Below are 25858 nucleotides of genomic sequence, written 5' to 3' on the forward strand. Positions count from 1 at the left end.
TCCGGGTCACTAACCTTGCGCCATGACAACGGCTCTCATCACGGGTTCCACCGCGGGCATCGGTGCCGCCTTCGCGCGACGGCTGGCGGCGGACGGGCACAACCTCGTCCTCGTCGCCCGCGACACCAAGCGGCTGCGGGAACAGGCGACCGAACTGCACGACCGGCACGGCATCGAGGTCAAGGTCCTCACCGCCGACCTGGCGACCGACGACGGCATCGAGGCGGTCGCCGCCCGGCTGGCCGACCGTAAGAACCCCGTCGACCTGCTGATCAACAACGCGGGCTTCGGCAACAAGGGCCGCTATCTCGACGTGTCCATGGCCGACGAGCTGATGATGCTCAAGGTGCACTGCGAGGCGGTGCTCCGGCTGACGTCGGCGGCGACGGAGGCGATGCGGGAGCGGAAGCGCGGGGGTGTCGTCAACGTCGCGTCGGTGGCCGCCTTCCTGCCGCGCGGCACGTACGGCGCGTCCAAGGCGTGGGTCGTGCAGTTCACGCAGGGGGCGGCGAAGGACCTGGCGGGGAGCGGGGTGCGGCTGATGGCGCTGTGCCCGGGCTTCGTGCGCACGGAGTTCCACCAGCGGGCCGGGATGGGGACGGACAACATCCCGGGGTGGATGTGGCTCGACGCGGACAAGCTGGTCGCGGCGGCGCTGGGGGACCTGGCGCGCGGGAAGACCGTGTCGATTCCGGATCCCCGGTACAAGGCGTTGATGGGGGTGGTGAAGGTGATGCCTCGTGGGTTGCTCGGGGGGATCAGCTCCAGGACCGGGCGGAAGTACGGGCCGCAGTAGTCGGCCCGGGCGCGGCAGGGCCCGTCGGCGTGGCCGGGCCGCGCAGGGTCTCGACGATCCAGGGGACGGTTCGCGGTTCGAGGTGGGCGACGGCAGACAGTGCGTTGAGCCACGAGCCCCCGTCGAGAAGGAGACGTACGGTCAGTTCGCGGCCGAGGGACGGTTCCACGACGGGGACCAGGGCCACAGCCGCGGACGGGCTCACGCCGGACAGCCCGTCGCCCAGGCCGGCCCGGCGCGCGGCGCGGTCATGCTCCCCGGCGGCGACGAGCGCCTCCACCAGGGCGTCGGAGCCGCGTCCGTCGAGGCTGTCGACCAGTTCCTCGGCGTGGTCGTACCAACCGGTCTCGACCAAGGCCCGAACCACCTCATGGGCGACACCGAACGCCGCCGCCAGGATGTCCTCGACCAGAGTGATCACTTCCAGAGCCGAGTGATCATCGCCGAGAGCCCGTCGCGCACGGTAGAGGCAGGTGGCCGCCAGCACCTGGTCCCAGGAGCTGGCCGCCGGTCCGTCGAACACCGCCTGCGGAAGGCCGTCGAGGAGGGTACGGGCCCGAACCGTCTCACCGGCTACTGCCAGCGCCTGCGCCACGGCCGCGAACGCCGCACACGACAGGTGTGCCCCCCTCACCTCTTCGGCGAGCGCCCAAGCCCGGGCGATCTGTCCGGTCTCGGCGAGTTTCCGGGCCGTCTCCACGCGGAGGATGTCGCCCGGATCCCGGGCACCCCCCAGTCGCGAGATCAGTGCCTCCGCGTGCTCGTACTCCGCGGACTCGACGCGGGCACGCAGGACCGCGGCCCACGCACCCGCACAGTGGTCCGGCTCGAATGCGGTGTGCAGCAGAGCCTCGGCGCGGTCCAACTCGCCGCTTTCCGCGAGCCGTTCGGCGACCAGAGCGGTCAATGAGTCGTAGCCGTACTCCTCGACGCCGGAAGAACTGGCCTGAGGCCGGGGCGGCAGAAGGCCCTCCACACCGTCGAGGACCGCGCGTGCCGCCGCGGCGCACCCGGCTCGGCGGAGGTCAGCGGCCGCCTCCGCCAGTTCCCACGCGCGACGACTCGGTGGGATCCGGCCACGCGCCGCGTCTTCGACGCGCGTCACGAAACGCGCGGCCTGTTGCGGATGCCCGGCCCGCGCGTGGGCCAGGGCACCACGTATCAACGCGTCGTCGCCGCTGCCCGAGCGCTCCGCACCGGCTACCGCGGTCTCGGCTTCGGTGTACCGCCCCTGGGAAGCCAGCGTCTCCGCCACGGCCATGGCCACGTCGGCGCGGGCGAAATCCTCCGGGATGTCCGAGGAGAGTGCCTGGGCCTCCTCGATGTTGCCGGTACGTGCCAGCGCACAGGCGAGTTCCGACTCGGCGAAGCACCAGTCCAGACCGTCGGTTCTGCGCACCCACGCCTCGGCCCGCCGGAGCTCGCCCGCCCTGACGAGCACGGTGACCATGAGCCCGCACAGTTCCGAGTCTGCGGCCTGGCCGTCGAGAGCGGCGTCGACCAGCGCCTCCGCCCTGGCGAACTCATCGGCCCGGACCAGCTCTCGCACCACGCACGCGATGGCGTCATCGGCGACCGCGCCCGCGTGGACCTCGTCGAACAGGGCCTGGGCCCGCGGGTGCTCCCCGTCCGCGGCCAGGAGCGTGGCAAGGCGGGTCAGGGCCGGGTACCGGACGAGGGGGACCGTCGCCGACCGAGCCAACCGCTCCGCACGATCGAAGCGTCCCGTGGCCGCCCAGAAATCCACCGCGGCGACGATCCGTTGCTCGTTTCCCACATCCGCCGGTCCGACGAGGAGGTCCGCGAGCCGGTCCGCGCGGTCGCGGACGCCGGGACCGAGTTGGGTGAGTGCCTCGAGAACGGACACCATGCCGTTCACGGCGTACGGGGAGTGCTTCCGGTCGTCACCGTGGAGCTCCGCCTCCGCGTCGGCCAGGACACTGAGCGCTCGTTCGCGATCCCCTTGGGCGGCCAGCACGCGGGCGACCTCGGCCAGGGCGCTGACACGCAGGTGGAAGGCCGGAACGGTGTGCGCCAACGCCACCGCCTTCTCCGCCCGCCCGAGCTCCGCCCACGCCCGGCACAGCGTCACGGACACACCCTGGTTACGGTCGTACAGTCGCGTACGCCGAAACGCGAGCCGCATCAGTGTGAGCAGGTCGGCGGGCGTCTCCCCGGCCACGCGCTCCGCCGCGTCCCGGATCTCGGCCAGAGCAGCCGCGTCGGAGCCGGTCAGCTCCAGCATCCGGTCGTGGCGGGCCTCGTCCATGGCCAGGTCGACGAGGCCGCCCGGGTCACCGGTCGCCCGCAGCATGCGGAAGTACCCCCGCAGAAGATACTCAGGGGTCCCCTCGGGCCAGCCTCGCGCCCGCCACCGCTCGGCCCAGGCGTGCAGACTGGCGCGGCGACGGGCCAGTTCGGGGGCACCGAGCATCCGCTGCGCCCGAAGCTGCAGTTCCTCGTGGCCGAGGAGATACACCCGCACGCGCAGGCCGAACGTTCGCCCCGCCCGTGTGCGCAGCACATCCGCCACCTGATACGGCACCGCGCCCGTCAGGTCGGCCAGGTCCCCGGCCGTCAGGCCGCCGCCCGCGGCCGTCACCAGGGCCAGCAGGTCGTACTCCAGACCACCGACCCCGATCAGCTGCTTCAACTCCCGTTCCGCCTCGGCCCGGATGGCCTCGGCGTGCGGCGAGCGTGGGAGCGTCCGCACGATCGCGGGGTCGCGCAACGGATGGTCGGCGGGCACATCCCCCGGCAGCGGCGGGTTCAGCCGGCCCGCAACCAGGACCCGCATGCCCGCCGGCGGGTGGGCCGGCAGCAGGCTGGCGATGCTGTGTGCCTCGGGGCCGGTCGTCACGCCCCGGTCCTCGTCCAGGCCGTCGACCAGCAGGACGAGGCGTTCGCCGCGCCGCTCGCACGCCTGGGCGGCCGCACCGTACAGATACAGGAGATGCGCCTCGCGGGTGGACTCGGTCAGGTGGGCGGGCAGGGGCTCGGCGGACAGTTCTGCCAGTTGCTCCAGTACGACATCGACGTACGCCGTCACGTCGTTCTGAGCGCCCAGACGGGCCGTCACGAAGAAGGGCACGATCCGTACGCCCGACGGCGGGTGCAGCGCGAACCACGACATCAGGGCCGTCTTGCCCGCCCAGGCCTCGGCACGCCACCATGCGTACGCCGAGCCGGAGTCGGCGGTGCAGAAGGCCGTCAGGTCGGCCGATTCCCGCTCACGGCCGACCAGTTCGGGCGGGGCGATCCTGCGGACCTGTTCCCAGTAGGCCGAGCGCACCGGCGGGGCGAGGAGGACGCTGTTGTGGTCGCCGGTGACGGCCACCTCGATGTCCCGTCCCGCGGCCACCGACCGCTGCTTCCCCCACCAGCGCATGGCGTCATGATGCCAAACGGACAGGAGGCGCCGAGGCGTCCTGGTGGGAGAATGGTGCTGTTCAGCCGGACCCAGGGGGGCCGGAGGCGGTGTCATGACGTTTGTACAGCTCATTGACTGCAGGACCAGCCGGTTCGAGGAGATGAATCGGCTGATGGACGCGTGGGTCGAGCAGACCCGGGGGAAGCGGACCGCGACGCATGCCGTGGTGGGGAAGGACCTGTCGGACGCGTCGCACTTCGTGGAGATCGTCGAGTTTCCGTCGTACGAGGAGGCGATGCGGAACTCGAACCTTCCCGAGACCGAGCGGGTGTTCCGGGAGCTGGTCGCCCTGTGTGACGGGATGCCGACCTTCACCGATCTGGACGTGGTGCGGGACGAGCAGCTCAACCGTGGGGTCGCGCGGGAGTTCTTCGTGGAGGCCGGGCGGGGCGAGCCGGAGGCGATGTTCGAGCGGTTCACCGACGACTACGTGGATCATGATCCCGCCAATCCGCAGGACCTGGGGCTGCGCGGGGCGCGGGAGGAGTACGCCGGCTGGCGGCGGTCCTTCGACTTCTCGTTCCGGGTGGACGACCAGGTCGCCGAGGGGGACCGGGTGTGCACGCGGTGGATGTGGACCGGGCGCCAGAAGGGCGAGTTCCTGGGGATCGCGGCCACCGGGCAGGAGGTCGCCATGACGGGGACGACCTGGCACCGGTTCCGGGACGGAATGATCTGCGAGGGCTGGTGGCAGTACGACCGGGCGGGTCTGCTGGAGCAGTTGGGGGCGGTCGCTCAGACCCCGTGACCCGCGAAGGGGAGAACCCCCGCTCCCTTCGGGGAGTGGGGGTTCCTTCTGCCTTGACCGGGCTCGCCGGGTCAGATCTCCGGCGCGAGCAACGTCAGCCGCAGCAGCGCGGCGACGGCCAGCACCGTGGGGATGGCGTACCACCACCGGCGCGGCCACTGGGCTCCAATTCTGTCATGAACAGGCCAGAAATGATCACTTGTGAACTGGTTCACCTGCATCCACGACGACTGATCGCGGACAGAACAGACACCCGCGAACACGCCGAGGCCCGGCCCCCTCGCGGGTGCCGGGCCTCGGGGTGCTGCCGTGCCTTAGTGGGAGTGGCCGTGGGAGTGACCCGCGGCCGGCTCCTCTTCTTCCTTCTTCTCGACGACCAGGGTCTCGGTCGTGAGGAGGAGGGAGGCGATGGAGGCGGCGTTCTCCAGGGCGGAGCGGGTGACCTTGACCGGGTCGATGACGCCGGCCTTGACCAGGTCGCCGTACTCGCCGGTGGCCGCGTTGAAGCCCTGGCCCTTGTCGAGCTCGGCGACCTTGGAGGTGATGACGTAGCCCTCCAGGCCGGCGTTCTCGGCGATCCAGCGCAGCGGCTCGACGACCGCGCGGCGGACGACGGCGACACCGGTGGCCTCGTCGCCGGTCTTGCCGAGGCCGCCCTCGAGCACCTTGGCGGCGTGCACCAGAGCGGAGCCACCACCGGAGACGATGCCCTCCTCGACCGCGGCGCGGGTCGCGGAGATGGCGTCCTCCAGACGGTGCTTCTTCTCCTTCAGCTCCACCTCGGTGGCGGCGCCGACCTTGATCACGCACACGCCGCCGGCCAGCTTCGCGAGGCGCTCCTGGAGCTTCTCGCGGTCCCAGTCGGAGTCGGTGTTCTCGATCTCGGCCTTGATCTGGGCGACGCGGCCCGTGACGTCCGCCGAGTTGCCGGCGCCGTCGACGACGGTCGTGTCGTCCTTGGTGACCGTGACGCGGCGGGCGGAGCCCAGCACGTCCAGGCCGACCTGGTCGAGCTTGAGGCCGACCTCCTCGGAGATGACCGTGGCGCCGGTGAGGACCGCCAGGTCCTGCAGCATCGCCTTGCGGCGGTCACCGAAGCCGGGAGCCTTGACCGCGACCGCGTTGAAGGTGCCGCGGATCTTGTTCACGACCAGGGTCGACAGGGCCTCGCCCTCGACGTCCTCGGCGATGATCAGCAGCGGCTTGGAGGCACCCGCCTGGATGACCTTCTCGAGCAGCGGCAGCAGGTCCTGGATCGAGGAGATCTTGCCCTGGTTGATGAGGATGTAGGGGTCCTCCAGGATGGCCTCCATGCGCTCCTGGTCCGTCACGAAGTACGGCGACAGGTAGCCCTTGTCGAAGGCCATGCCCTCGGTGAAGTCCAGCTCCAGACCGAAGGTGTTGGACTCCTCGACGGTGATGACACCGTCCTTGCCGACCTTGTCCATCGCCTCGGCGATGAGCTCGCCGACCTGCGAGTCCTGGGCGGACAGCCCGGCCACGGCGGCGATGTCGGACTTCTCGTCGATCGGGCGGGCGGTCGCGAGGAGTTCCTCGGAGACCGCGGCCACGGCCGCGTCGATGCCCTTCTTCAGCAGCGCCGGGGAGGCACCCGCGGCGACGTTCTTGAGGCCCTCGCGTACGAGCGCCTGGGCGAGCACGGTGGCGGTGGTGGTGCCGTCACCCGCGATGTCGTTGGTCTTGGTCGCCACCTCCTTCACCAGCTGGGCGCCGAGGTTCTCGTACGGGTCCTCGAGCTCGACCTCGCGGGCGATGGTGACGCCGTCGTTGGTGATGGTGGGGGCGCCGAACTTCTTGTCGATGACGACGTTGCGGCCCTTGGGGCCGATCGTCACCTTGACCGTGTCAGCGAGCTTGTTGACGCCGCGCTCGAGGGCGCGACGGGCGTCCTCGTCGAACTTCAGGATCTTCGCCATGGGAGCGTGAGCCCTCTCGGAAATCTAGGTGAAATTAGCCGCGCCCCCGGCGCCCGGCTCATGGAGTGATCGCGGGGGGCCAGGGGCGCAGCTCAAGCAATGTGCTTCGCGGTGAGGCGAAGCGAGGTGAATTACTTCTCGATGATCGCGAGTACGTCGCGAGCCGAGAGGACGAGGTATTCCTCGCCGTTGTACTTCACTTCGGTGCCGCCGTACTTGCTGTACAGCACGATGTCGCCGGTCTTGACGTCGAGCGGAAGTCGCTCGCCGTTCTCGAAGCGGCCCGGGCCCACGGCCAGGACGACGCCCTCCTGGGGCTTCTCCTTGGCAGTGTCCGGGATGACCAGGCCAGAGGCCGTGGTCTGCTCGGCGTCGAGCGGCTGGACCACAATGCGGTCCTCGAGCGGCTTGATGGCAACCTTGGAGCTGGTGGTCGTCACGATCCGACCTCCCCCTTCGGAGATCTCACGGGGTTAACTGTCTGAGGTGGCGACCAGGTCGATCCGTCGTCGCGGGTGCCGGACCTGCCCGTCGCTAGTTGGCACTCTCCAGGGGGGAGTGCCAGGTCCGAGACTATGACTGCGATTAGCACTCGGTCAAGCGGAGTGCCAATGCGGTGCGGCGCGGCGGAGTGGATTTCACCTGGCGTTGGCCGCCGGGGCGCCCGCCGTGGATCCCTGCCGCGCGCCCAGGGCCCGCACCGGCGCCGGGAAGCCGGCCTAGACGTAGTCCTCCAGCCGGCCCACCGTCAGCCCCTTCCCCTGGATCTCCCGCAGGAGTCGCATGGTCCGTTGCGTCAGCGTGTCGTCGGTCGGCTCGCCCGAGGGCACCGAGACGATGTCGCCCGGCCGCAGGCGGCTCGCGCCCTCGGTGAAGGTCAGCTCGCCGTTCTCCGCCGAGGCCCGCCACAGGACGACCGCCGAGAGGCCGCAGTCGGCGGCGGCGCGCAGGGTGGTGGCGTCGTACGTGCCGTAGGGCGGGCGGAAGAGGCGGGGGCGGATGCCGAAGCGGGAGCGGAGCTTGTCCTGCTGGCCGCAGATCTCGGCGCGCTGGCCGGCGTACGGCAGCCCGCGCAGCGCGGGATGGTCGAGGGTGTGGTTCTGGATGCTCGCGCCGACGGACCGGAGGCGTGCGAAGTGGCCGTATCCCGGCCCGACGACACTGTCGGTGAGGAACATGCTGACCGGCAGCCGCAGTTCACGGACCATGTCGACGAACCGCGGGTCCTTCTCGGCGCCGTCGTCGTAGGTGAGGAAGACGACCCGGTCGGCGGTGTGGACGCGGTCGAGGACGGGCGGTCGGCCCGGGCGCGCGGCGGGGGGCCGGGCGGCCGGCTTCGGCGCCGGACGCAGCGGGGCCGCGAGCCCCCACCGGCGGTACGGCCGCTCGCCCGCGCCTTCCGGACCGTACGGGCCCTCGCCTTCCGGATCGCGGGAGCCCGCGCCCTCCGGACCGTACGGCCCCTCCGCCTCGGCCGCCCCGCTCGGGCCGTAGGACCCCTCCCGCTGGGCCGCCTTCCCGCCGAGGCGTTCGATGGGGTCCGCGGACTGGGCGCAGCCGGTGAGGAGGGTGGTGGCGAGGACGCCGGCCGTCAGGGTCCGCCATCTCACAGGTAGTCCTCCAGGCGGGCCACGGCGTACCCCTCCCTGGTGATCTTGTTCAGGAAGCGGCGGATCATGTCCGGCATCGTGCCCTTCCACATCTCCGGGCCCCGGAAGTGGCTGAGGACGATGTCACCGGGGCGGATCTCCCGGTCCCACTCGCGGTACTCCCAGCGGTCGACGAAGACCTCCTCGTTCCACAGGGGCGCGTGCGTGATGCCGCAGGACCTGGCGGCGCGCAGAGTGGCCTCGTTGTAGTTGCCGTAGGGCGGGCGGAAGAGGGCGGGGCGTTTGCCGTAGCGGTTTTCGATCACGTCCTGCATGCCGCAGATCTCGCGCTTCTGGCGGGCGTACGACAGCCCGGGCAGGTAGGGGTGGCGGAGGGTGTGGTTGTTGAGGGTGACCCCACCGGCCTGCATCTTCTTGAAGTAGCCGTAGTCCTCCTTGATCAGGTAGTCGCTGAGGAAGGCGGTGTACGGGATCTGCAGTTCGCTCATCATCCGCAGGAACGCCGGGTCCTTCTCGGCGCCGTCGTCGATGGTGAGGAACACGATCTTCTGGTTGGTGGGAACGGTGGTGAAGACCGGCGGCAGGCTGTCGTGGCCGTCCACCTCGAAGCCCTTGCGGGTGGTGATCACCGGTTTGACGGCAGGCGGGCGCGGAGGCAGGAGCGGGACGTTCCTCAGGCCCCAGCGTTTCGCCGCCGCCACCCTGGCCTGGTGCGCGGCCCGCAGTTTGGCCGCGCCACCCTGCTTCGCGCGCTGCTGGCCGAGGGCCGGTCGCACCTCGGAGCCGCCGCCCTGCGCGCAGCCGGAGAGGAGGGCCACGACGGCGAGCACGGCGATGCCGGGCCGCACTGTCACCGATGACCGCTTTTTGTATGCTTGTCCTACCGTTCGCATGGTGCCGGATCCTCGCAGGACGCCGCCGCGAACCCGGGCCGACACCGCCACCGCAGGCACACCGTCCACCGACTGGCCCACAATGATCCGGTGAACGACCTAGCCCCCCTCCTCACCTCCGAGGGCCGCGCCCTCCTCGACGCGGTGCGCGGCACCGCCCCCGCCGACGAACTCGCCGTCGCCACCCGGCTGCGCCGCGAGCACCCCGCCGACTTGGTGTCGGCGGCGCTCGGGCAGGCGCGGCTGCGGCAGCGGGCGGCGGCGAAGTTCGGGGAGGAGGACGCCGGGCTGATGTTCTTCACTCCGAACGGCGTCGAGCAGGCCACCCGGGCGAGCGTGGCGACGTACCGGGCCGAGCGCTTCCAGGCGCGGGGGGTGCGGTCCGTCGCCGACCTGTGCTGCGGGATCGGCGGGGACGCGATCGCGTTCGCGCGGGCGGGGATCAGGGTGCTCGCCGTGGACCGCGACCCCGCGACGGCGGCGGTGGCCCGGGCGAACGCCGACGCGCTCGGGCTCGCCGACCTCATCGAGGTGCGGGAGGCCGACGTCACGGAGGTGGAGACCGCCGGCTACGACGCCGTGTTCGTGGATCCGGCGAGGCGTGGCGGGCGCGGCCGGATCTTCGATCCGGAGGCGTACTCACCGCCACTGTCCTGGGCCGTCCGGGCCGCCCGTACGGCGCCCCGCGCCGCCGCGTTGAAGGTCGCTCCCGGCATCCCCCACGAGGCCGTCCCCGCCGAGGCGGAGGCCGAGTGGATCTCCGACGGCGGAGACGTCAAGGAGGCGGTGCTGTGGTTCGGCACCGCGCCGGGGGCGGTGCGGGCGACCCTCCTGCCAGGACCCCGGACCTTGCTCGGCCGGGGCCTGCCGGACCCCCACGTCCGCCCCGTCGGCCGGTACCTGTACGAGCCCGACGGCGCCGTCATCCGTGCCCATCTGGTCGCCGAGGTCGCCGAGGACCTTGAAGGCGGGCTGATCGACCCCACGATCGCCTACATCACGGCCGACGAACGGCACGTGACCCCGTACGCCTCCGCGTACGAGATCACCGACCGGCTCCCCTTCAACGTGAAGAAGTTGAAGGCCCTGCTACGGGAGCGCGAGGTCGGCATCCTGACCGTGAAGAAGCGGGGCTCCGCGGTCGAGCCGGAGGAGCTGCGCCGCAAGGCCCTGCCCAAGCAGCACGGGCCGAACTCGGCGACCGTGTTCATGACGCGGGTCGCCGGGGCGCCGACCATGCTCCTCGGGCACCCCGCCTGACTCAGGAAGCCTCGGCCTCGGCCGCCCGCCCCAGCAGCAGTTCCCGTTCCCGCGTGTTGTGGGTCAGCTCCGCCGCCCGCAGGAACTCCGCCCGCGCCTGAGCCGTACGGCCAAGACGCATCAGCAGGTCGCCGCGCACGCTCGGCAGCAAGTGGTAGTCCCGCAGGGCCGGCTCGGCGGCCAGGGCGTCGACGATCTCCAGCGCCGGGCCCGGACCGTCCGCCATCGACACGGCGACCGCGCGGTTGAGTTCGACGACCGGCGAGGGGGCGCGGGCGGCGAGCAGGGCGTACAGGGTGGAGATGGTCCGCCAGTCGGTCTCCTCGTAGGAGTACGCCATCGCGTGGCAGGCGGCGATGGCGGCCTGGAGGGCGTACGGGCCCGGGGCGCCGGTGGACTCGGCGCGGCCGAGGGCGGTGATGCCGCGGGCGATGAGCAGGCGGTTCCAGCGGCGGCGGTTCTGGTCCTTGAGGAGGACGGGTTCGCCGGACGGGCCGGTGCGGGCCGCGGACCGGGACGTCTGGAACTCCAGCAGGGCCGTCAGGCCGTGGACTTCGGGTTCCTTCGGCATCAGGGCCGACAGGACGCGGGCCAGCCGCAGGGCGTCCTCGCACAGGCCCGGGCGCAGCCAGTCGTCGCCGGCCGTGGCGGCGTAACCCTCGTTGTAGATCAGGTAGATGACGTCGAGGACGGAACCGAGGCGGGCCTCGCGGTCGGGGCCGTAGGGGACCTCGAAGGCGATGTTCCTGGCGGCCAGCGTCCGCTTCGCGCGCACGATGCGCTGGGCAACCGTCGCCTCGGGCACCAGGAAGGCGCGGGCGATCTCGGGCGTGGTCAGACCGCCGAGCAGGCGCAGGGTGAGGGCGGTGCGGGCCTCGGCGGACAGGACCGGGTGGCAGGCGGTGAAGACCAGGCGGAGCAGGTCGTCGTCGATGTCCTCTGGGTCGGCGGGCTCCTCCGGCGGGGCCGCGTCGGACAGGTCCCGGCCGATCTCGGCCAGCTTGCGGGCGTAGTTCTCCCGGCGCCGGACGAGGTCGACGGCGCGGTGCCGGGCGGTGGCCATGAGCCAGGCGCCCGGGTTGTCGGGGACGCCGTCGCGCGGCCACTGTTCCAGGGCCGCGACCAGCGCGTCCTGGGCGAGTTCCTCGGCGATGCCGATGTCCCGGACGATGCGGGCGACGCCGGCGATGATGCGCGGGGACTCGATCCGGAAGACGGTCTCGACGGCTCCGCGCGGGTCTTCCGCGGCTCCGCGCGGGTCGGCGGTGGGCTGTGGTGTCACAGCCCACCATCAGACACCCGCACAGGCGTGCCGCCAAACGCTCAGCCGGCGCTCAGTAGGCGCTCAGTAGGCTCAGCCCTCGGCGATCTCCCGCACCTCGCACGTCACCGTCCAGTGCTCCTCGTGCACCTTCAGGAACCGCTTGGTCCACTCCAGCGCCTCGGCCTTGTCCTTGCACTGCATGACCGCGTAGCCGCCGACGACCTCCTTGGCCTCCGTGAACGGCCCGTCCGTGACGGACAGCTGCCCGCCCTCCCAACGCACCCGGTTGCCCTGCTCGGTCGGCGTCAGCCCGGCGGTGTCCAGCAGCACCCCGGCCTTCGTCATCTCGTCGATCAGTTCCCCCATCCGCTGCATCAGCTCGGGGCTGGGGCCCTCGGCGGGGGCGGTGGACTCGTCGATCTGGACCAGGGAGAGATAGCGCGGCATGGTGTCCGTCTCCTCGTGTCGTGGGGCCGGGCTGTTCCCGGCCTCTCACCCCTGCGTCGATCGGGCGGCATCCGGATCGACAGGGCCGAGGAAAATCTTCGGGGATTTCTCGCGTGTCCGCTCAGCGCAGGGATTCCCACAGGTCGCGCGCCTCCGGCTCGTCCGCCACCACCCGGTTGGGGTCCGAGGCCGCGGGCACCACCGGCATCGTCACCGTCGTCACCTGGTCCGCCGACAGGCCCTTGAGGCTTTCGCCGAGGCGCATCAGCTCGGTCAGGGAGTCGAGGCCGGTGTCCGTGGTGAGGCTGCCGGTGATCGCGTCGGCGACCCGGTACAGCTTGGCGGGGTCGGACAGCAGGTTCGTCGAGGAGATCTGTTCCAGCAGGGCCTTCACCAGCATCTGCTGGAGACCTATGCGGCCGAGGTCGCTGCCGTCGCCTATGCCGTGCCGGGTGCGGGCGAGCGCGAGGGCCTGGTCGCCGTCGAGTTCGTGGGTGCCGGCCTTCAGCTTCAGGTGGCTGTCGTCGTCGTCGATGTCCTGGTCCGTGGTGACGGTGACCCCGCCGAGCGCGTCCACCAGTTTCGCGAAGCCCGCGAAGTCGATCTCGATGCAGTGGTCCATGCGGACGTCGGTGATCGACTCGACCGTCTTGACCGCGCACACCGGCCCGCCCACCGAATACGCGCTGTTGAACATCGAGCCGTACGCCACCGCCGTCGACCCCCCGGACGACAGCGGGCAGGACGGCCGGGTGACGAGCGTGTCGCGCGGGATGCTGACCACGGTCGCCGTCGTACGGCCCGCGTCGAGGTGCACCACCATCGCGGTGTCGGACCGGGCGCCGGAGCTGTCGCCGCCGCCGAGCTCCTGGTTCTCCGCGCCGCTGCGCGAGTCCGAGCCGAGGACCAGGATGTTCAGGGCCCCGGTGGGCAGCGGGGAGGCGGTGGCCGTCGCGGAACCGGAGGGGGCCGGCGTCGTCTCGGCCTTCGCCGGGCGGTCGTCGCCGAGCGCGTTGTTGATGTCGACGCTCTTGATGTTGCTGTTGAGGTGCCAGTAGGCCCAGCCGGCCGTGGCGACGCCCAGCACCAGTGCGCCCGCGAGTGTGAGACCGGCGGCCTTGAGCGCTCTCGACCGCCGGCCCCCGCGTCTGCCCTCGTCGCCGTTCTCTCCGTGTCCGGTCACGGGGAGGAACGTAAGTCCGAATTATTAGGAGAATGTTAGGGACGGGGGCGGGAGACGCCTTTCTTCGGAAAATCTCATACTTCTCAGGACCGCCTCACCCCAGTGTCACCACCGGCACCGGGTTGCTCCCGCTCCACGAGGCGTTGAACCCGAAGGTCACCGAACCGCCGTCCGCGACCGTCCCGTTGTAGGAGGCGTTGGAGCAGCTGACGGCCGTGCCCGTCTGGGCGCAGGTGGCGTTCCATGCCTGCGTGATCCGCTGCCCCGCCCCGTACGTCCAGCCGACCTTCCACGACGACAGGGCGGCCCCCGAGCAGGCGATCCTCACCTGCCCCGTGAAGCCGGTGTTCCACTGACTGGTCACGCTGTACGTCGCCGTGCAGGCGCCCGTCGGCGGCTCGCTCGTGGTCCCGCCCAGCGCCTCGGCGATCGCGTGGTACGCCGGTTTCGGCGCGTAGTTCTCGTCGTACGGCGTCGCCGCGCCCTGTCCCGGGAAGGTGTCCGGGATCCAGGAGTCGGAGTCGGTGAAGCCCCACACGGTGACGCCGACGCACCGGGCCACCGCCACGCACGCGCCGACGACCGCCTTGTAGTCGGCGGCCTGCCGGGTCAGCTTCGCGCTGTCGGACGGCAGTTGCATCCGGATGTCCAGCTCGGTGATGGCCACGTCCACGCCGAGGTCGGCGAAGCGCTGGATGTTCTGCTGCAGCGTGGACGGCACCTGGCCGAGGATGAGGTGGGCCTGGAGCCCGACCCCGTCGATCGGGACGCCGCGTTCCTTCAGGGACTTGACCAGGTTGTACAGGGCCGTGCTCTTCGCGTTGACGCCCTCGACGTTGTAGTCGTTGATGTACAGCTTGGCGGCCGGGTCCGCGGCGCGCGCGGCGGTCAGGGCCTGGGCGATGTAGTCGGCTCCGAGGCCGTTGTACCAGAGGGTCTGACGGTAGGTGCCGTCCTCGTTGAACGGCTCGTTGACCACGTCCCAGGTGGCCAGCCGGCCCTTGTACCGGCCGACTTCCAGCGCGATGTGGTCGTTCATCAGCTGGCTCAGCTGGGCCGCGGTCCAGGTGCCGTTCGTCAGCCAGCCGGGGTTCTGGCTGTGCCAGACCAGGGTGTGGCCGCGCACCTGCTGGCCGTTGGCCTCGGCGAAGGCGACGATCTGGTCGGCCTCGGCCCAGTTGAAGGAACCCCGGGTCGGCTCGACCGAGCCCCACTTCATGGCGTTGCCGGGGGTGAGGGCGTTGAACTCGCGGGCGGCGGTGTCGCCGTACGTCCCGGTGAGTTTGGATCCGGTGACCGCCGTGCCCATGACCTTGCCCTTGGCGTCGGCGAGGTCACGCAGGGGTGCGTCGGCGGCGTGCGCCGCGGGTGCCGTGACCAGCAGCGCGCCGAGCAGGGCGACGCCGCTGAGCAGTGATGTGAGGGATAAGCCCGTTCTCAGAGATCTCATTGCGGGTGCCTCCGAAAGTTTCGGTCGAACAACCGACTGGCTTCGGAGCAGTGTGGGGCGCGTCACCACACCGGTCAATACGGAAACAGGCCTCCCCGCAGCCTCTTTACAGCCTTCACGCGGACCTGCCCTACCCCGCCGGCGGCGTTCCGGTACTGGCCCGCACCACCAGACTCGTCGCCAGCTCCACCCGGGTCGCCGCCGACGTGGCGCCGGCGTCGCGCCCGAGGTCGAGGACCAGCTTGGCGGCCGCCTCCGCCATCTCCGTCAGGGGCTGTCGTACGGTCGTCAGCGGTGGCCCCACCCAGGGCGCCACCGGCAGATCGTCGAAGCCGACCACACTCAGGTCCTCCGGGATCCGCAGGCCCAGCTCGCGCGCGGCCTCGTACAGTCCGAGCGCCTGGAGGTCGTTGCCGGCGAATACGGCGGTGGGCCGGTCCGGGCGGCGCAGCAGCTCCAGGCCGCGCCGGTAGCCGGCCTCGTGGTGGAAGTCGCCGGCCGCGATCAGCTCGGGGTCGACGGGCAGTCCGGCGGTCTCCAGGGCGGCCCGGTAGCCGTCGACGCGGGCGCGGCTGCACATCATCCGGGACGGTCCGCTGATCGCGCCGATCCGGGTGTGGCCCAGCTCGACCAGATGCCGGGTGGCGGCGAGGCCGCCCTGCCAGTTGGTGGCGCCGATCGAGGGCACGTCGGCGCCCGGGTCGCCGGCCGGGTCCATCACCACGAATGGGATGGAGCGGCTGCTGAGCAGGGCGCGCTGGGACTCGTCGAGCCCGGACAGCACGAGGATCACGCCGTGCGGCCGGCGGGCGGCGACCTGGTCGGCCCAGGTCCGCCCGGGGGTCAGCCGCCCCGCGCTCTCACTCAGCACCACGCTCAGACCGGCGTCCCGCGCCACGTTCTCCACGCCCCGGATGACCTCCATCGCCCAGGCGCTCTCCAGCTCGTGGAAGACCAGGTCGATCAGGGGCGAGCGGCTCGCCTCGGCACGGCGGCGCCGGTAGCCGTGCGCACGCAGAAGGTCCTCCACGCGACTGCGGGTCGCCGGGGCGACGTCGGCACGTCCGTTCAGGACCTTCGAAACTGTCGGCGCCGAAACGCCGGCCTCGCGGGCGATCTCGGCGAGCGTCGCGGTCTGCGCGGTCCGTCCGGCCGTCGTGGCTGTCGTCCGGGTTTGTGCGGGCTCCGGGGGTGTCATGGCGGCGATCGTATCCCTGCGCGACCTCTTGACGAACCCCTCGCACCGCCCTAGGTTCCCAAAACATTCGACTTACATTACGAAACATTCGCGAGAGGGCCATCGACCCCGACAGGAGTTACATGACCACCGCCCCCTGGCGTGACCCCGCCCTGCCCGCCGCCGCCCGCGTCGACGACCTCCTTTCCCGGATGACCCTGGAGGAGAAGACCGCCCAGCTGTACGGCGTGTGGGTGGGCGCCGCCACGGACGGCGACGGAGTCGCCCCCCTGCAGAGCGAGATGACCACCGACTACGACTGGGACGAGCTGATCACCCACGGCCTCGGCCAGCTCACCCGCCCCTTCGGCACGGCCCCGGTGGACCCGGCGCTGGGCGCGCAGGCACTGGCCCGCGCCCAGCGCCGTATCGCCGAGGCCGGCCGCTTCGGCATCCCCGCGATCGCCCACGAGGAGTGCCTGGCCGGCTTCACCGCCTGGCAGGCCACCGCCTACCCGGTCCCCCTCGCCTGGGGCGCGACCTTCGACCCGGCGCTCGTCGAGGAGATGGCCCGCCGCATCGGCGACGACCTGCGCTCGGTCGGCGTCCACCAGGGCCTCGCCCCGGTCCTGGACGTCGTACGGGATCCCCGCTGGGGGCGCGTCGAGGAGACCATCGGCGAGGACCCGTACCTCGTCGGCACGGTCGGCGCCGCCTATGTCCGCGGCCTCGAATCGGCCGGGATCATCGCCACGCTCAAGCACTTCGCCGGGTACGCCTCCTCGGCGGGCGCCCGCAACCTGGCCCCCGTACGCGCGGGTGTCCGCGAGTTCGCCGACGTGGTCCTCCCGCCGTTCGAGATGGCGCTGCGGGAGGGCGGCGCCCGCTCGGTGATGGCCGCGTACACCGACACGGACGGCGTCCCCGCCTCGGCCGACCCCGGCCTGCTGACCGAACTCCTCCGCGAGCAGTGGGACTTCACCGGCACGGTGGTCGCCGACTACTTCGGCATCGGCTTCCTGCAGACCCAGCACCGGGTGGCGGGGACCGAGGCGGAGGCGGCGCATGTCGCGCTGTCCGCGGGCATCGACGTGGAACTGCCGACACTCAAGTGCTACGGCACACCACTGCTGGAGGCGGTCAGGGCGGGCGCGGTCCCGGAGTCGCTGATCGACCGGGCCGTCCACCGGGTCCTGCTCCAGAAGTGCGAACTGGGCCTGCTGGACGAGGACTGGGCCCCGGAGCCAAGCGGCCGCATCAACCTCGACTCGGCCGCGAACCGCGCGCTGGCCCGCCGCCTGGGCGAGGAGTCGGTGGTCCTGCTGGACAACCCGGACGGCCTGCTTCCGCTGGCCCCCGACACACGGATCGCGGTGGTCGGCCCGAGGGCGGCCGACGCGCTGGCGATGCTCGGCTGCTACTCCTTCCCCTCCCACGTCCTCACCCAGCACCCCGAGGTGCCGACGGGCGTCGACATCCCCACTCTCCTGGAGGCTCTGCGGGCCGAACTCCCGGACGCGAAGGTGACGTTCGCCGAGGGCTGCGGGGTGTCGGACCCGGACCCGTCCGGCTTCGAGGAGGCGGTGGCGCGGGCGGCCGAGGCGGACGTCTGTGTGGCGGTACTGGGCGACCGGGCGGGCCTGTTCGGCCGGGGCACCTCGGGCGAGGGCTGCGACGCGACGGACCTGCAACTCCCGGGTATTCAGGCCGAGTTGCTGGACACCCTGGTGGCGACCGGCGTCCCGGTCGTCCTCGTCCTGCTCACCGGCCGCCCGTACGCTCTGGGCCGTTGGGACGGCCGGCTCGCCGCCGCCGTCCAGGCGTTCTTCCCCGGGGAGGAAGGCGGCCCGGCGGTGGCGGGAGTGCTGTCGGGCCGCGTGAACCCGTCCGGCCGCCTGCCGGTCAGCGTCCCGCGCGTCCCCGGCGGCCAGCCGTGGACGTACCTGCAGCCGCCGCTGGGCCTGCGGGCGGACATGAGCAACCTGGACCCGACACCGCTGTACGCCTTCGGACACGGCCGTTCCTACACGGAGTTCGTGTGGGAGGACTTCACCGGCGGCCCGGCCTCCGAGGTGGACACCGACGGTACGTACGACGTGTCGGTCACGGTCCGCAACGCGGGCGACCGCCCCGGCGCCGAGGTCGTCCAGCTGTACCTGCACGACCCGGTCGCCACGGTCACCCGCCCCGACGTCCGCCTGATCGGCTACCAGCGCCTGGAGCTGGATCCCGGCCGGTCCTCCCGGGTCACCTTCCGCTTCCACCCGGACCTGTCGGCGTTCACGGACCGTTCGGGCCGGAGGGTGGTCGAACCGGGCGCACTGGAACTACGGCTGGCGGTCTCCAGCGCGGACGTACGCCACACGGCCCACCTGACCCTCACGGGGCCGGTGAGGGAGCTGGGTCCGGACCGCAGGCTGCGGTGCGAGACGGAGGTGTCGGGCGGGGGGTGACCTCGACCGGTACCTCCACCCTGAGCTGAGGGCGTGTCATCGCCGCGGCGGCCACACCGGCCGTCGCGGCCGCCCCCGGAAAACTCCCCGGCTTCCCGGCTCTGCGGCTCCCCGGTTTTCCGGCTCTGCGGCTCCCCGCCTCTCCGGCTTCCCGGTCAGCCCGCGTCCACCGACTCGAACCGCCACCGGTGCACCGCCCGGCCGACCAGGTCACCGCCCGGTTCGGGCAGCTCGGGCAGTTCGGCGTCGTAGGCCGCGTCCCACCACGTGATGACCAGCACCCGGTCCTGCGGGGCCTGGAGGGTCTCCCGGCGCAGCGGCGCCTCGGGCAGCTCCTGCCGCCGCACCCAGGCCAGCAACTCCTCGCCCCGCCCGTCGACCGCCCGCGCCTCCCACATCAGCGCGACCGTCATGAGTACAGGTTCTCGTCGGCGACCTCGTGGACGTGGTCGTGTCCGGGCACATGCGGTTCGGTCACGGGAAGGGACGAGTCCGCCGACAGGTCCCAGCTGGACGCCGGCCGGTTCCGCGTCACCATCTCCGCGCCGAGCGCGGCCACCATCGCCCCGTTGTCGGTGCACAGCTTGGGCCGCGGCACCCGCAGCCGGATCCCGGCCGCCTCGCAGCGCTCCTGGGCCAGCGCCCGCAAGCGGGTGTTGGCCGCCACGCCGCCGCCGATCATCAGGTGGTCGACGCCCTCGTCACGACAGGCCCTGACCGCCTTGCGGGTCAGCACGTCCACGACCGCCTCCTGGAAGGACGCCGCCACGTCCCTCACCGGCACCTCCTCCCCCGCCGCCCGCTTCGCCTCGATCCAGCGGGCCACGGCCGTCTTCAGCCCGGAGAAGGAGAAGTCGTACGCCGGGTCGCGCGGCCCGGTCAGACCGCGCGGGAACGCGATGGCCGACGGGTCGCCCTCCTTCGCGTACCGGTCGATGACCGGGCCGCCCGGGAATCCCAGGTTGAGCACGCGCGCGATCTTGTCGAAGGCCTCGCCCGCCGCGTCGTCGATGGTGGCGCCCATGGGCCGTACGTCGGAGGTGATGTCCGAGGAGAGCAGCAGGGACGAGTGGCCGCCGCTCACCAGCAGCGCCATCGTCGGCTCCGGCAGCGCCCCGTGCTCCAGTTGGTCCACGCAGATGTGTGAGGCCAGGTGGTTGACGCCGTACAGCGGCTTGCCGAGCGCGTAGGCGTACGCCTTCGCCGCCGAGACCCCGACGAGCAGGGCACCGGCGAGACCCGGACCGGCCGTCACGGCGATGCCGTCCAGGTCTTTGGCCGAGACACCCGCTTCCTTCAGCGCGCGGTCGATGGTCGGCACCATCGCCTCCAGGTGCGCCCGGGAGGCGACCTCCGGCACGACACCACCGAAACGGGCGTGCTCGTCGACGCTGGAGGCGATGGCGTCGGCCAGCAGGGTGGTGCCCCGGACGATACCGACGCCGGTCTCGTCACAGGAGGTCTCGATGCCGAGGACGAGCGGTTCGTCAGCCATGGATCTCGGTTCCTTGTACGCCGTTCACGGGGGTGGAGGGGCCGTTCAGTTTCATCACCAGGGCGTCGACGTTGCCCGGCTGGTAGTAGCCGCGTCGGAAACCGATGGGCTCGAAGCCGAAGCGCTCGTAGAGCTTCTGGGCGCGGATGTTGTCGACCCTGCACTCCAGCATCACTTCGGCGCACTCGAAGGCGGACGCGGCCCGCAGCAGCTCGGTCAGCAGCCGTCCGCCGAGGCCGGTGCCCTGGTGGTCGCGGGCGACGGCGATCGTCTGGACGTCGGCCAGGTCTCCGGAGGAGGCCAGTCCCGCGTACCCGACGAGGCGCCCGTCGGGGGCCTCGGCGACGACGTACCGCCGGGTCGCGTCGGCGCCCCGGGAGTGGGCCAGTTCGGACCAGAACATCCCCCGGGACCAGGCGTCCTCGGGGAAGAGGTCCCGCTCCAGTTCGAGCACGGGGTCGATGTCCCACCAGCGCATCTCGCGCAGTCGAGGTGTCACGGTGCGGGTCACTTGGGGGTGACCACCTTGTAGTTCTTGGGGACCTGGGCGTCGGGGCGGCGCAGGTACAGGGGCCGGGCGGCGGGGAGTTCCTGGCCGGCGGCCAGTCGCTCGGCGGCCAGGGAGGCGAGTGCCGCGGCCGACACGTTCTCGGGCTCGTGCGCGACGGGGAAGGTGTCCGGGTAGAGCAGAGCGCCCGCGCCGACGGCCGGCAGTCCGGCCACCTGGCCGGCGATGTCGGCGGGCCGGTCGACGGCGGGGCCGGTGAGGCGGGTGCGGGAGTCGGCGTACGTCGCCCAGTAGACCTCCTTGCGCCGGGCGTCGGTCGCCACGACGAAGGGGCCCTTCTCGATGTCGGCCGCGTACGCGAGGCCGTCGAGGGTGCACACGCCGTGGACGGGGACACCGAGCACGAGACCGAAGGTGTCCGCGGTCATCAGGCCGACACGCAGCCCGGTGTAGGGGCCGGGGCCGATGCCGACGACGACACCGGTGACGGCGTCGATCTTGAGGCCGGACTCGACGAGGAGGCGGTCGACGGCCGGCAGCAGCAGCTCGCCGTGCCGGCGGGCGTCCACCTGACTCGACGAGGCGATGACGTCCGTGCCGTCGTGCAGCGCGACGGTGACGGCGGGGGTGGCGGTATCCAGAGCGAGCAAGAGCACGCAAACAGCCTACGGCTCCCGCGGCGCGGCCACGGCCGTCCGGGAGGGGTCGTCACCTGCTGCTACCGTCACCGCAAAACGGGACGTACTACACGAGGCATGAGGTGGACAACGGTGGCAAGTGGCAGCTCGGTAATCGTGACCGGGCTCACTGTGGCGGCCCTGGCGACGGTCGGCTTCCTCGCCTACCAGGCCTCGGCGAGCGTCCCGGCCGGCCTCGGCGGGGCGGACACCGGCGGCTCGGCGGCGGCCGCTCTGAAGGCGCCCCGCGACCGGGCGAACCCGACCGCGCTGCCCGCCGACTCCGGTACGGGTGAACGGGTCGTCTACTCGCTGGACCACGACCGGGTGTGGCTGGTCGGCCCGGGCAACAAGGTCAACCGGACCTTCAGGGTCACCCCGGGGACGGTGTCCCCGTCGCCGGGCACCTACGCGGTCACGTCCCGCTCGAACCGGGTCACCGGCACCGACGGCATCCCCGTCGAGCACGTCGTTCGCTTCACCAGCGTGGACGGCGTGGCCATCGGCTTCAGCGCGGCGGTGGACAGCCCCGCGCCGGCCTCCGGCCGGGTGGCCAAGGCGGGCGGCATCCGGGAGTCCCGGCCCGACGGCGACGCGATGTGGAAGTCCGCGACGATCGGCGCGAAGGTCGTCGTGGTCCGCTAGGCCTGTCCGCCGGACGGGCCCTACGCGGCTTTCCGGTGCTCGGCAGGCGGCTGGACCGTGTCGGGATCGGGCAGGCGCGGCGGCGTGGAAACGGCGTGCGCGGCGACGCAGGACGCCAGCAGGTCGCGCATGGACACCCCGGCGACGACCGCGTACGGCCGCGCCTGCGGCGTGTTCTCGGTGGCCGACATGGACGCCTCCTGAAGTTCGGGGGCGGGCGTAGTTAGGTAGACCTAACTACGAACTGGATACCATGTGACCACGCACGAGACGTCCAGCGCAACATCTTGCCGACGCCTTGTCGGAACCTTCATCTCTCAGGGCTGCCGTTCACACGAACAGGTGGGCCCGTCCCCACGGACGGGGCGGGGCCGTCTCACGCCGACAGGCGGGGCCGTCCCACGCCGACAGGCGGGGCCCGTTCCCAACGGACAGGTGGCCCCGTCTCACGCCGACTAGCGCGGCCCGTCGCCACCCACACGCGCGGCATCCTCACGCCGACAGGCGCAGCCCGTTGCCACGGACAGCCGCGGCCCCCGCACGCCGACAGGCGCAACCCGTCACCCCCCACCCGCGCGGCATCCTCACGCCGACAGGCGCTACCCGTCACCACCCACACGCGCGGCCGCCTCACGCCGACAGGCGCACCCCGTCACCACCCACACGCGCGGCATCCTCACGCCGACAGGCGCAACCCGTCACCACCCACACGCGCGGCATCCTCACGCCGACAGGCGCAGCCAGTTGCCACGGACAGCCGCGGCCCCCTCACGCCGACAGGCGCAACCCGTTCCACCGATAGGCGCGCCCCGCTCACGCCGACAGCACGCTCAGATCCACCGCCGCCCACCGTTCCCCCAGCCCGGTGAGCGTCACGTGCCGCACCTCGTCCGTCGTGTCTCCGACGGCCCGGTGGATCAGGACCTCCAGCCGGTCGTCGGTCAGCTCCTCGACCTTGCCCTCGCCCCACTCCACGACGATCACCGACTCGGGCAGCGAGACGTCGAGGTCGAGGTCCTCCATCTCGTCGAGGCCGCCACCGAGGCGGTACGCGTCGACGTGGACGAGCGGCGGCCCGTCCCCGAGGGAGGGGTGCACCCGGGCGATCACGAAGGTCGGGGACGTCACGGCCCCCCGGACGCCGAGCCCTTCGCCGAGCCCGCGGCTCAGCGTCGTCTTGCCCGCGCCCAGCTCACCGGTGAGCATCACGAGGTCGCCGGCGCGCAGCAGTTTGGCCAGGCGGCGGCCCAACTCGCGCATCTGCTCGGGGGAGGTGACGGTCAGCTCGATGTCAGCCGGGTCGTGCGGCGCTGCTGGTGCTTCCATAGCCACCCACGGTAGCTCCTGCGGGTACCGCACCCGCCCGGGTGAGCAGGTCGGCGAGCCGGTCGGTGACCACTTCCGGGTGTTCCAGCATCACCAGGTGCCCGGCGTCCGGGACGAGCACGAGCTCGGCGTCCGGCAGCAGGTCGGCGATGGCCTCGCTGTGCTCGCTGGGCGTGACGAGGTCCCCCACCCCGGCGAGCACGAGCACCGGCAGGTCCGCGAAGAGGGCGAGGGCCTCGGTCTTGTCGTGGTCGTTGAACGCCGGGTAGTACTCGGCGACCACGTCGATCGGCGTCCCCTCGATCATCCGCTCGGCGAACCGGACGATGGCCGGGTCGACGTCCCGGGACGCGAACGAGTACCGCTTGATGACCCCGGCGAACAGGTCGGCGGTCGCCCGGCGCCCCTTCTCCACCAGGGCGGCCTGCTGCCCCAGCGCCTTCAGTACGCCGGGCAGCACCCGCCGTACGGCGTTCACACCCGCCACGGGCAGCCCGAAGTTCACCTCGCCGAGCCGCCCCGACGACGTGCCGACCAGTGCCGCCGCCACCACCCGTTCGCGGATCAGCTCGGGGTACTGGTCGGCGAAGGCCATGACCGTCATGCCGCCCATGGAGTGCCCGACCAGGACGAGCGGCCCGTCCGGCACGGCGGCGTCGATGACGGCCTTCAGGTCGCGGCCGAGCTGTTCGATGCTGACCGGCACGTCGTTCTGCACCTGGTCCACGCCCCGCGCGGACCGCCCGTGGCTGCGCTGGTCCCAGTGCACGGTCCGTACGACGCCCCGCAGCGCGGCGCGCTGGAAGTGCCAGGAGTCCTGGCTGAGGCAGTAGCCGTGGCTGAAGACGACGGTGACGGGCGCGGGTGCCTTGCGGCCGAAGAGCCGCCGGCGCCGGGGCCCGAGGGAGGCGGCGGTGGTGTCCGGGTCGACGTCGTCGACCTCGTAGTACAGCTCGGTGCCGTCGTCGGCGTACGCCTTGCCTGGCGTGCCGCGCAACGCGCCGTACGGTCCGGTCGAGTCCAGCGCGAGCCGCGCCTTCTTGCGCATGCCGCGGCCGACGGTGAGCCGCTCTATGGCGACTCCGGCCGCCGCGCCCGCGGCGACCACCCCTATCGCGGCACCCGCGACGCCGGTCGCCCGGCGCCAGCCGGCGGCCGCCCCCGTGGCGGCGGCGACGGCCGCCGCGGCGTCCGCGACGGCCTCCGCACTGCTCTCGCTCACGTAACCGCTCCTCTTCGCCGGACTGCTGGTTCGCTGGGTCGGATGACACAGGTGTTGCCGGATGGTGCCGGGTGGTGCCGGTGGTGCCGGGTGATGCAGGGCTTGCCGTTCTTCCGCGCCCTTGCGGGTTACCCGACTGGTTCCTCATTCACATAGACGCGGGGAACGCGCGTTCCGATCCGGGTGACGATCTCGTACGCGATGGTCCCCGCGGCCTGTGCCCAGTCCTCGGCGGTGGGCTCACCGCGGTCGCCCGGCCCGAAGAGCACGGCCTGTGCCCCCGCTTCGGGCTCGTCACCGCCGAGGTCGACGACGAACTGGTCCATCGCGACCCGCCCCGCGACCGTCCGCCACTTGCCGCCGACCAGCACGGGGCCGGTGCCGGAGGCGTGCCGCGGAATGCCGTCCGCGTAGCCGACGGGCACCAGGCCGAGGGTCGTGGCGCCCGGCGTGACGTAGTGATGCCCGTAGCTGACGCCGTGGCCTCCCGGCACGTGCTTCACGAGCGCGACGGACGCCGAGAGCGTCATGACCGGGCGGAGCCCGAAGTCGGCGGGGGTGCCCACCTCGGGACTCGGTGAGATGCCGTAGACCGCGATCCCGGTCCGTACGAGGTCGAAGTGCGCCTCGGGAAGGGTGAGCGTGGCCGGCGAGTTGGCGATGTGCCGCACCTCGGGCCGCACGCCCCGGCCCTCCGCGTACGCCACCATCTCCCGGAAACGGGTGAGCTGGGCGGCGATGGAGGGGTGCCCGGGTTCGTCGGCGCAGGCGAAGTGCGACCAGAGCCCGGTGACCCGGACCAGCCCTTCGCGCTCGGCCTTCAGCGCCTCCCCGACGAGCTCGGCCCAGTCGTCGCCGGGCTGACAGCCGTTGCGCCCCAGGCCGGTGTCGGCCTTGAGCTGCACGCGCGCAGGGGTACGGGCTCCGCGAGCCGCCTCGGTGACTTCCCGAAGGGCCCACATCCCGCTCACCGAGATGTCGAGATCGGCGTCGACGGCCGCCCGCCAGGGCCCGCCGGGCGTCCAGAGCCAGCACATGATGCGGCCCTCCAGCCCGGCCGCCCGCAGCGCGAGGGCCTCCTCGGGCGTGGCCGTACCCAGCCAGGTGGCCCCGGCCCGCACCGCCGCGCGGGCACACGGCACCGCCCCGTGGCCGTACGCGTCGGATTTCACCACCGCCATGAGGGCCGCCCCCGCCGCCCGGGCACGCAGGCTCCGCACGTTGGCGCGCAGGGCGGCCAGGTCGATCTCGGCGCGGGCCCGCAGCGGTGCGGTCGGGGCAGGTGCTGTCTCAGTCATGGCGCCCCCAGTGTCTCAGAGGGGTCCGACAGGGCCGCC

The 25858-nt window shown here is 72.0% G+C and carries 24 protein-coding genes; 5 read left to right on the forward strand and 19 right to left on the reverse strand.

What is annotated here, in order from left to right; all coding sequences use genetic code 11:
* The first annotated feature begins 22 nt into the window (after positions 1-22).
* Positions 23-796 (forward strand): SDR family NAD(P)-dependent oxidoreductase, encoded by a 774-nt coding sequence (locus ACWBNA_RS13850; RefSeq protein WP_482704644.1) that lies wholly within the window; start codon positions 23-25, stop codon positions 794-796.
* Here ACWBNA_RS13850 and ACWBNA_RS13855 read toward each other — a convergent pair.
* Positions 759-4184, reverse strand: a complete 3426-nt coding sequence (locus ACWBNA_RS13855) for a hypothetical protein (protein WP_482704645.1) — start codon at positions 4182-4184, stop codon at positions 759-761. The genes ACWBNA_RS13850 and ACWBNA_RS13855 overlap by 38 nt on opposite strands.
* 94 nt (positions 4185-4278) lie before the next feature.
* Here ACWBNA_RS13855 and ACWBNA_RS13860 point away from each other — a divergent pair, with 94 nt between their 5' ends.
* The gene (locus ACWBNA_RS13860; protein WP_482704646.1) at positions 4279-4974 is read left to right on the forward strand and encodes an ester cyclase; all 696 of its coding nucleotides are present in this window, start codon (positions 4279-4281) and stop codon (positions 4972-4974) included.
* Between the two features lie 71 nt (positions 4975-5045).
* Here ACWBNA_RS13860 and ACWBNA_RS13865 read toward each other — a convergent pair whose 3' ends face one another.
* The 5 genes from ACWBNA_RS13865 to ACWBNA_RS13885 form a co-directional block, all read right to left on the reverse strand.
* The gene (locus ACWBNA_RS13865; RefSeq protein ID WP_482704647.1) at positions 5046-5195 is read right to left on the reverse strand and encodes a hypothetical protein; all 150 of its coding nucleotides are present in this window, start codon (positions 5193-5195) and stop codon (positions 5046-5048) included.
* A 93-nt stretch (positions 5196-5288) separates the two neighbouring features.
* Positions 5289-6911, reverse strand: coding sequence for a chaperonin GroEL (gene groL, locus ACWBNA_RS13870; RefSeq protein ID WP_482704648.1), 1623 nt, complete (start codon positions 6909-6911; stop codon positions 5289-5291).
* A 131-nt stretch (positions 6912-7042) separates the two neighbouring features.
* Positions 7043-7351 carry a co-chaperone GroES gene (gene groES, locus ACWBNA_RS13875; protein WP_003998759.1) on the reverse strand — a complete coding sequence of 103 codons (309 nt, stop codon included), beginning with the start codon at positions 7349-7351 and terminating at the stop codon, positions 7043-7045.
* A gap of 279 nt (positions 7352-7630) precedes the next feature.
* Positions 7631-8521 (reverse strand): polysaccharide deacetylase family protein, encoded by an 891-nt coding sequence (locus ACWBNA_RS13880; protein ID WP_482704649.1) that lies wholly within the window; start codon positions 8519-8521, stop codon positions 7631-7633.
* Positions 8518-9414, reverse strand: a complete 897-nt coding sequence (locus ACWBNA_RS13885) for a polysaccharide deacetylase family protein (protein WP_482704650.1) — start codon at positions 9412-9414, stop codon at positions 8518-8520. Before ACWBNA_RS13885 ends, ACWBNA_RS13880 begins: the two co-directional genes overlap by 4 nt.
* A 90-nt stretch (positions 9415-9504) precedes the next feature.
* Between ACWBNA_RS13885 and ACWBNA_RS13890 the strand changes: the two genes are divergently transcribed.
* On the forward strand, positions 9505-10674 hold the full coding sequence (locus ACWBNA_RS13890) for a class I SAM-dependent methyltransferase (RefSeq protein ID WP_482704651.1): 1170 nt from the start codon (positions 9505-9507) through the stop codon (positions 10672-10674).
* A gap of 1 nt (position 10675) precedes the next feature.
* On the opposite strand, the gene ACWBNA_RS13895 is transcribed toward ACWBNA_RS13890, so the two are convergent.
* The 5 genes from ACWBNA_RS13895 to ACWBNA_RS13915 all read right to left on the reverse strand — a co-directional run bounded on the left by ACWBNA_RS13895 (position 10676) and on the right by ACWBNA_RS13915 (position 16216).
* On the reverse strand, positions 10676-11956 hold the full coding sequence (locus tag ACWBNA_RS13895; protein WP_482704652.1) for an RNA polymerase sigma factor: 1281 nt from the start codon (positions 11954-11956) through the stop codon (positions 10676-10678).
* Positions 11957-12028: 72 nt separating this feature from the next.
* Positions 12029-12385 carry a YciI family protein gene (locus ACWBNA_RS13900; RefSeq protein ID WP_482704653.1) on the reverse strand — a complete coding sequence of 119 codons (357 nt, stop codon included), beginning with the start codon at positions 12383-12385 and terminating at the stop codon, positions 12029-12031.
* Between the two features lie 121 nt (positions 12386-12506).
* Positions 12507-13568 carry an LCP family protein gene (locus ACWBNA_RS13905; RefSeq protein WP_482704654.1) on the reverse strand — a complete coding sequence of 354 codons (1062 nt, stop codon included), beginning with the start codon at positions 13566-13568 and terminating at the stop codon, positions 12507-12509.
* A 94-nt stretch (positions 13569-13662) separates the two neighbouring features.
* Positions 13663-15018 carry a glycoside hydrolase family 10 protein gene (locus ACWBNA_RS13910; protein ID WP_482704655.1) on the reverse strand — a complete coding sequence of 452 codons (1356 nt, stop codon included), beginning with the start codon at positions 15016-15018 and terminating at the stop codon, positions 13663-13665.
* A gap of 130 nt (positions 15019-15148) precedes the next feature.
* Positions 15149-16216 carry a LacI family DNA-binding transcriptional regulator gene (locus ACWBNA_RS13915; protein WP_482704656.1) on the reverse strand — a complete coding sequence of 356 codons (1068 nt, stop codon included), beginning with the start codon at positions 16214-16216 and terminating at the stop codon, positions 15149-15151.
* Between the two features lie 122 nt (positions 16217-16338).
* On the opposite strand from ACWBNA_RS13915, the gene ACWBNA_RS13920 reads away from it, so the two are divergent.
* A complete protein-coding gene (locus ACWBNA_RS13920; protein WP_482704657.1) occupies positions 16339-18648 on the forward strand; it encodes a beta-xylosidase/alpha-l-arabinosidase in 2310 nt (769 codons plus the stop codon).
* A gap of 155 nt (positions 18649-18803) precedes the next feature.
* Here ACWBNA_RS13920 and ACWBNA_RS13925 read toward each other — a convergent pair whose 3' ends face one another.
* The 4 genes from ACWBNA_RS13925 to tsaB are packed head-to-tail and all read right to left on the reverse strand — an operon-like array spanning position 18804 to position 21307.
* Positions 18804-19061: a hypothetical protein gene (locus tag ACWBNA_RS13925; RefSeq protein ID WP_482704658.1), complete on the reverse strand. Its 258-nt coding sequence runs from the start codon at positions 19059-19061 to the stop codon at positions 18804-18806.
* Positions 19058-20143 carry a tRNA (adenosine(37)-N6)-threonylcarbamoyltransferase complex transferase subunit TsaD gene (tsaD, locus tag ACWBNA_RS13930; protein WP_482704659.1) on the reverse strand — a complete coding sequence of 362 codons (1086 nt, stop codon included), beginning with the start codon at positions 20141-20143 and terminating at the stop codon, positions 19058-19060. The genes ACWBNA_RS13925 and tsaD overlap by 4 nt, the downstream gene beginning before the upstream one ends.
* On the reverse strand, positions 20136-20621 hold the full coding sequence (gene rimI, locus ACWBNA_RS13935; RefSeq protein ID WP_482704782.1) for a ribosomal protein S18-alanine N-acetyltransferase: 486 nt from the start codon (positions 20619-20621) through the stop codon (positions 20136-20138). The genes tsaD and rimI overlap by 8 nt, the downstream gene beginning before the upstream one ends.
* A 29-nt stretch (positions 20622-20650) precedes the next feature.
* On the reverse strand, positions 20651-21307 hold the full coding sequence (gene tsaB, locus ACWBNA_RS13940; RefSeq protein ID WP_482704660.1) for a tRNA (adenosine(37)-N6)-threonylcarbamoyltransferase complex dimerization subunit type 1 TsaB: 657 nt from the start codon (positions 21305-21307) through the stop codon (positions 20651-20653).
* 114 nt (positions 21308-21421) lie between these two features.
* Here tsaB and ACWBNA_RS13945 point away from each other — a divergent pair, with 114 nt between their 5' ends.
* A complete protein-coding gene (locus tag ACWBNA_RS13945; RefSeq protein ID WP_482704661.1) occupies positions 21422-21973 on the forward strand; it encodes a hypothetical protein in 552 nt (183 codons plus the stop codon).
* Positions 21974-21993: 20 nt separating this feature from the next.
* Here ACWBNA_RS13945 and ACWBNA_RS13950 read toward each other — a convergent pair whose 3' ends face one another.
* From ACWBNA_RS13950 to alr, 4 genes are all read right to left on the reverse strand, one after another.
* Positions 21994-22164, reverse strand: a complete 171-nt coding sequence (locus ACWBNA_RS13950; protein WP_482704662.1) for a hypothetical protein — start codon at positions 22162-22164, stop codon at positions 21994-21996.
* A gap of 622 nt (positions 22165-22786) precedes the next feature.
* Complete coding sequence (gene tsaE, locus ACWBNA_RS13955) at positions 22787-23299, reverse strand: tRNA (adenosine(37)-N6)-threonylcarbamoyltransferase complex ATPase subunit type 1 TsaE (RefSeq protein ID WP_482704663.1); 513 nt, start codon at positions 23297-23299, stop codon at positions 22787-22789.
* A complete protein-coding gene (locus ACWBNA_RS13960) occupies positions 23265-24521 on the reverse strand; it encodes an alpha/beta fold hydrolase (protein WP_482704664.1) in 1257 nt (418 codons plus the stop codon). Before ACWBNA_RS13960 ends, tsaE begins: the two co-directional genes overlap by 35 nt.
* Positions 24522-24649: 128 nt before the next feature.
* On the reverse strand, positions 24650-25819 hold the full coding sequence (gene alr, locus ACWBNA_RS13965; RefSeq protein ID WP_482704665.1) for an alanine racemase: 1170 nt from the start codon (positions 25817-25819) through the stop codon (positions 24650-24652).
* Positions 25820-25858 lie beyond the last annotated feature (39 nt).

This window comes from Streptomyces sp. Q2 (genome assembly GCF_056820935.1).

Coding starts and splice junctions, on each gene's coding strand:
- ACWBNA_RS13850 (WP_482704644.1), top strand. CDS start 23: ATGACAACGGCTCTCATCACGGGTTCCACCGCGGGCATCGGTGCCGCC.
- ACWBNA_RS13855 (WP_482704645.1), bottom strand. CDS start 4,184: ATGCGCTGGTGGGGGAAGCAGCGGTCGGTGGCCGCGGGACGGGACATC.
- ACWBNA_RS13860 (WP_482704646.1), top strand. CDS start 4,279: ATGACGTTTGTACAGCTCATTGACTGCAGGACCAGCCGGTTCGAGGAG.
- ACWBNA_RS13865 (WP_482704647.1), bottom strand. CDS start 5,195: ATGCAGGTGAACCAGTTCACAAGTGATCATTTCTGGCCTGTTCATGAC.
- groL (WP_482704648.1), bottom strand. CDS start 6,911: ATGGCGAAGATCCTGAAGTTCGACGAGGACGCCCGTCGCGCCCTCGAG.
- ACWBNA_RS13885 (WP_482704650.1), bottom strand. CDS start 9,414: ATGCGAACGGTAGGACAAGCATACAAAAAGCGGTCATCGGTGACAGTG.
- ACWBNA_RS13900 (WP_482704653.1), bottom strand. CDS start 12,385: ATGCCGCGCTATCTCTCCCTGGTCCAGATCGACGAGTCCACCGCCCCC.
- ACWBNA_RS13910 (WP_482704655.1), bottom strand. CDS start 15,018: ATGAGATCTCTGAGAACGGGCTTATCCCTCACATCACTGCTCAGCGGC.
- ACWBNA_RS13915 (WP_482704656.1), bottom strand. CDS start 16,216: ATGACACCCCCGGAGCCCGCACAAACCCGGACGACAGCCACGACGGCC.
- ACWBNA_RS13920 (WP_482704657.1), top strand. CDS start 16,339: ATGACCACCGCCCCCTGGCGTGACCCCGCCCTGCCCGCCGCCGCCCGC.
- ACWBNA_RS13925 (WP_482704658.1), bottom strand. CDS start 19,061: ATGACGGTCGCGCTGATGTGGGAGGCGCGGGCGGTCGACGGGCGGGGC.
- tsaD (WP_482704659.1), bottom strand. CDS start 20,143: ATGGCTGACGAACCGCTCGTCCTCGGCATCGAGACCTCCTGTGACGAG.
- rimI (WP_482704782.1), bottom strand. CDS start 20,621: ATGCGCTGGTGGGACATCGACCCCGTGCTCGAACTGGAGCGGGACCTC.
- ACWBNA_RS13950 (WP_482704662.1), bottom strand. CDS start 22,164: ATGTCGGCCACCGAGAACACGCCGCAGGCGCGGCCGTACGCGGTCGTC.
- tsaE (WP_482704663.1), bottom strand. CDS start 23,299: ATGGAAGCACCAGCAGCGCCGCACGACCCGGCTGACATCGAGCTGACC.
- alr (WP_482704665.1), bottom strand. CDS start 25,819: ATGACTGAGACAGCACCTGCCCCGACCGCACCGCTGCGGGCCCGCGCC.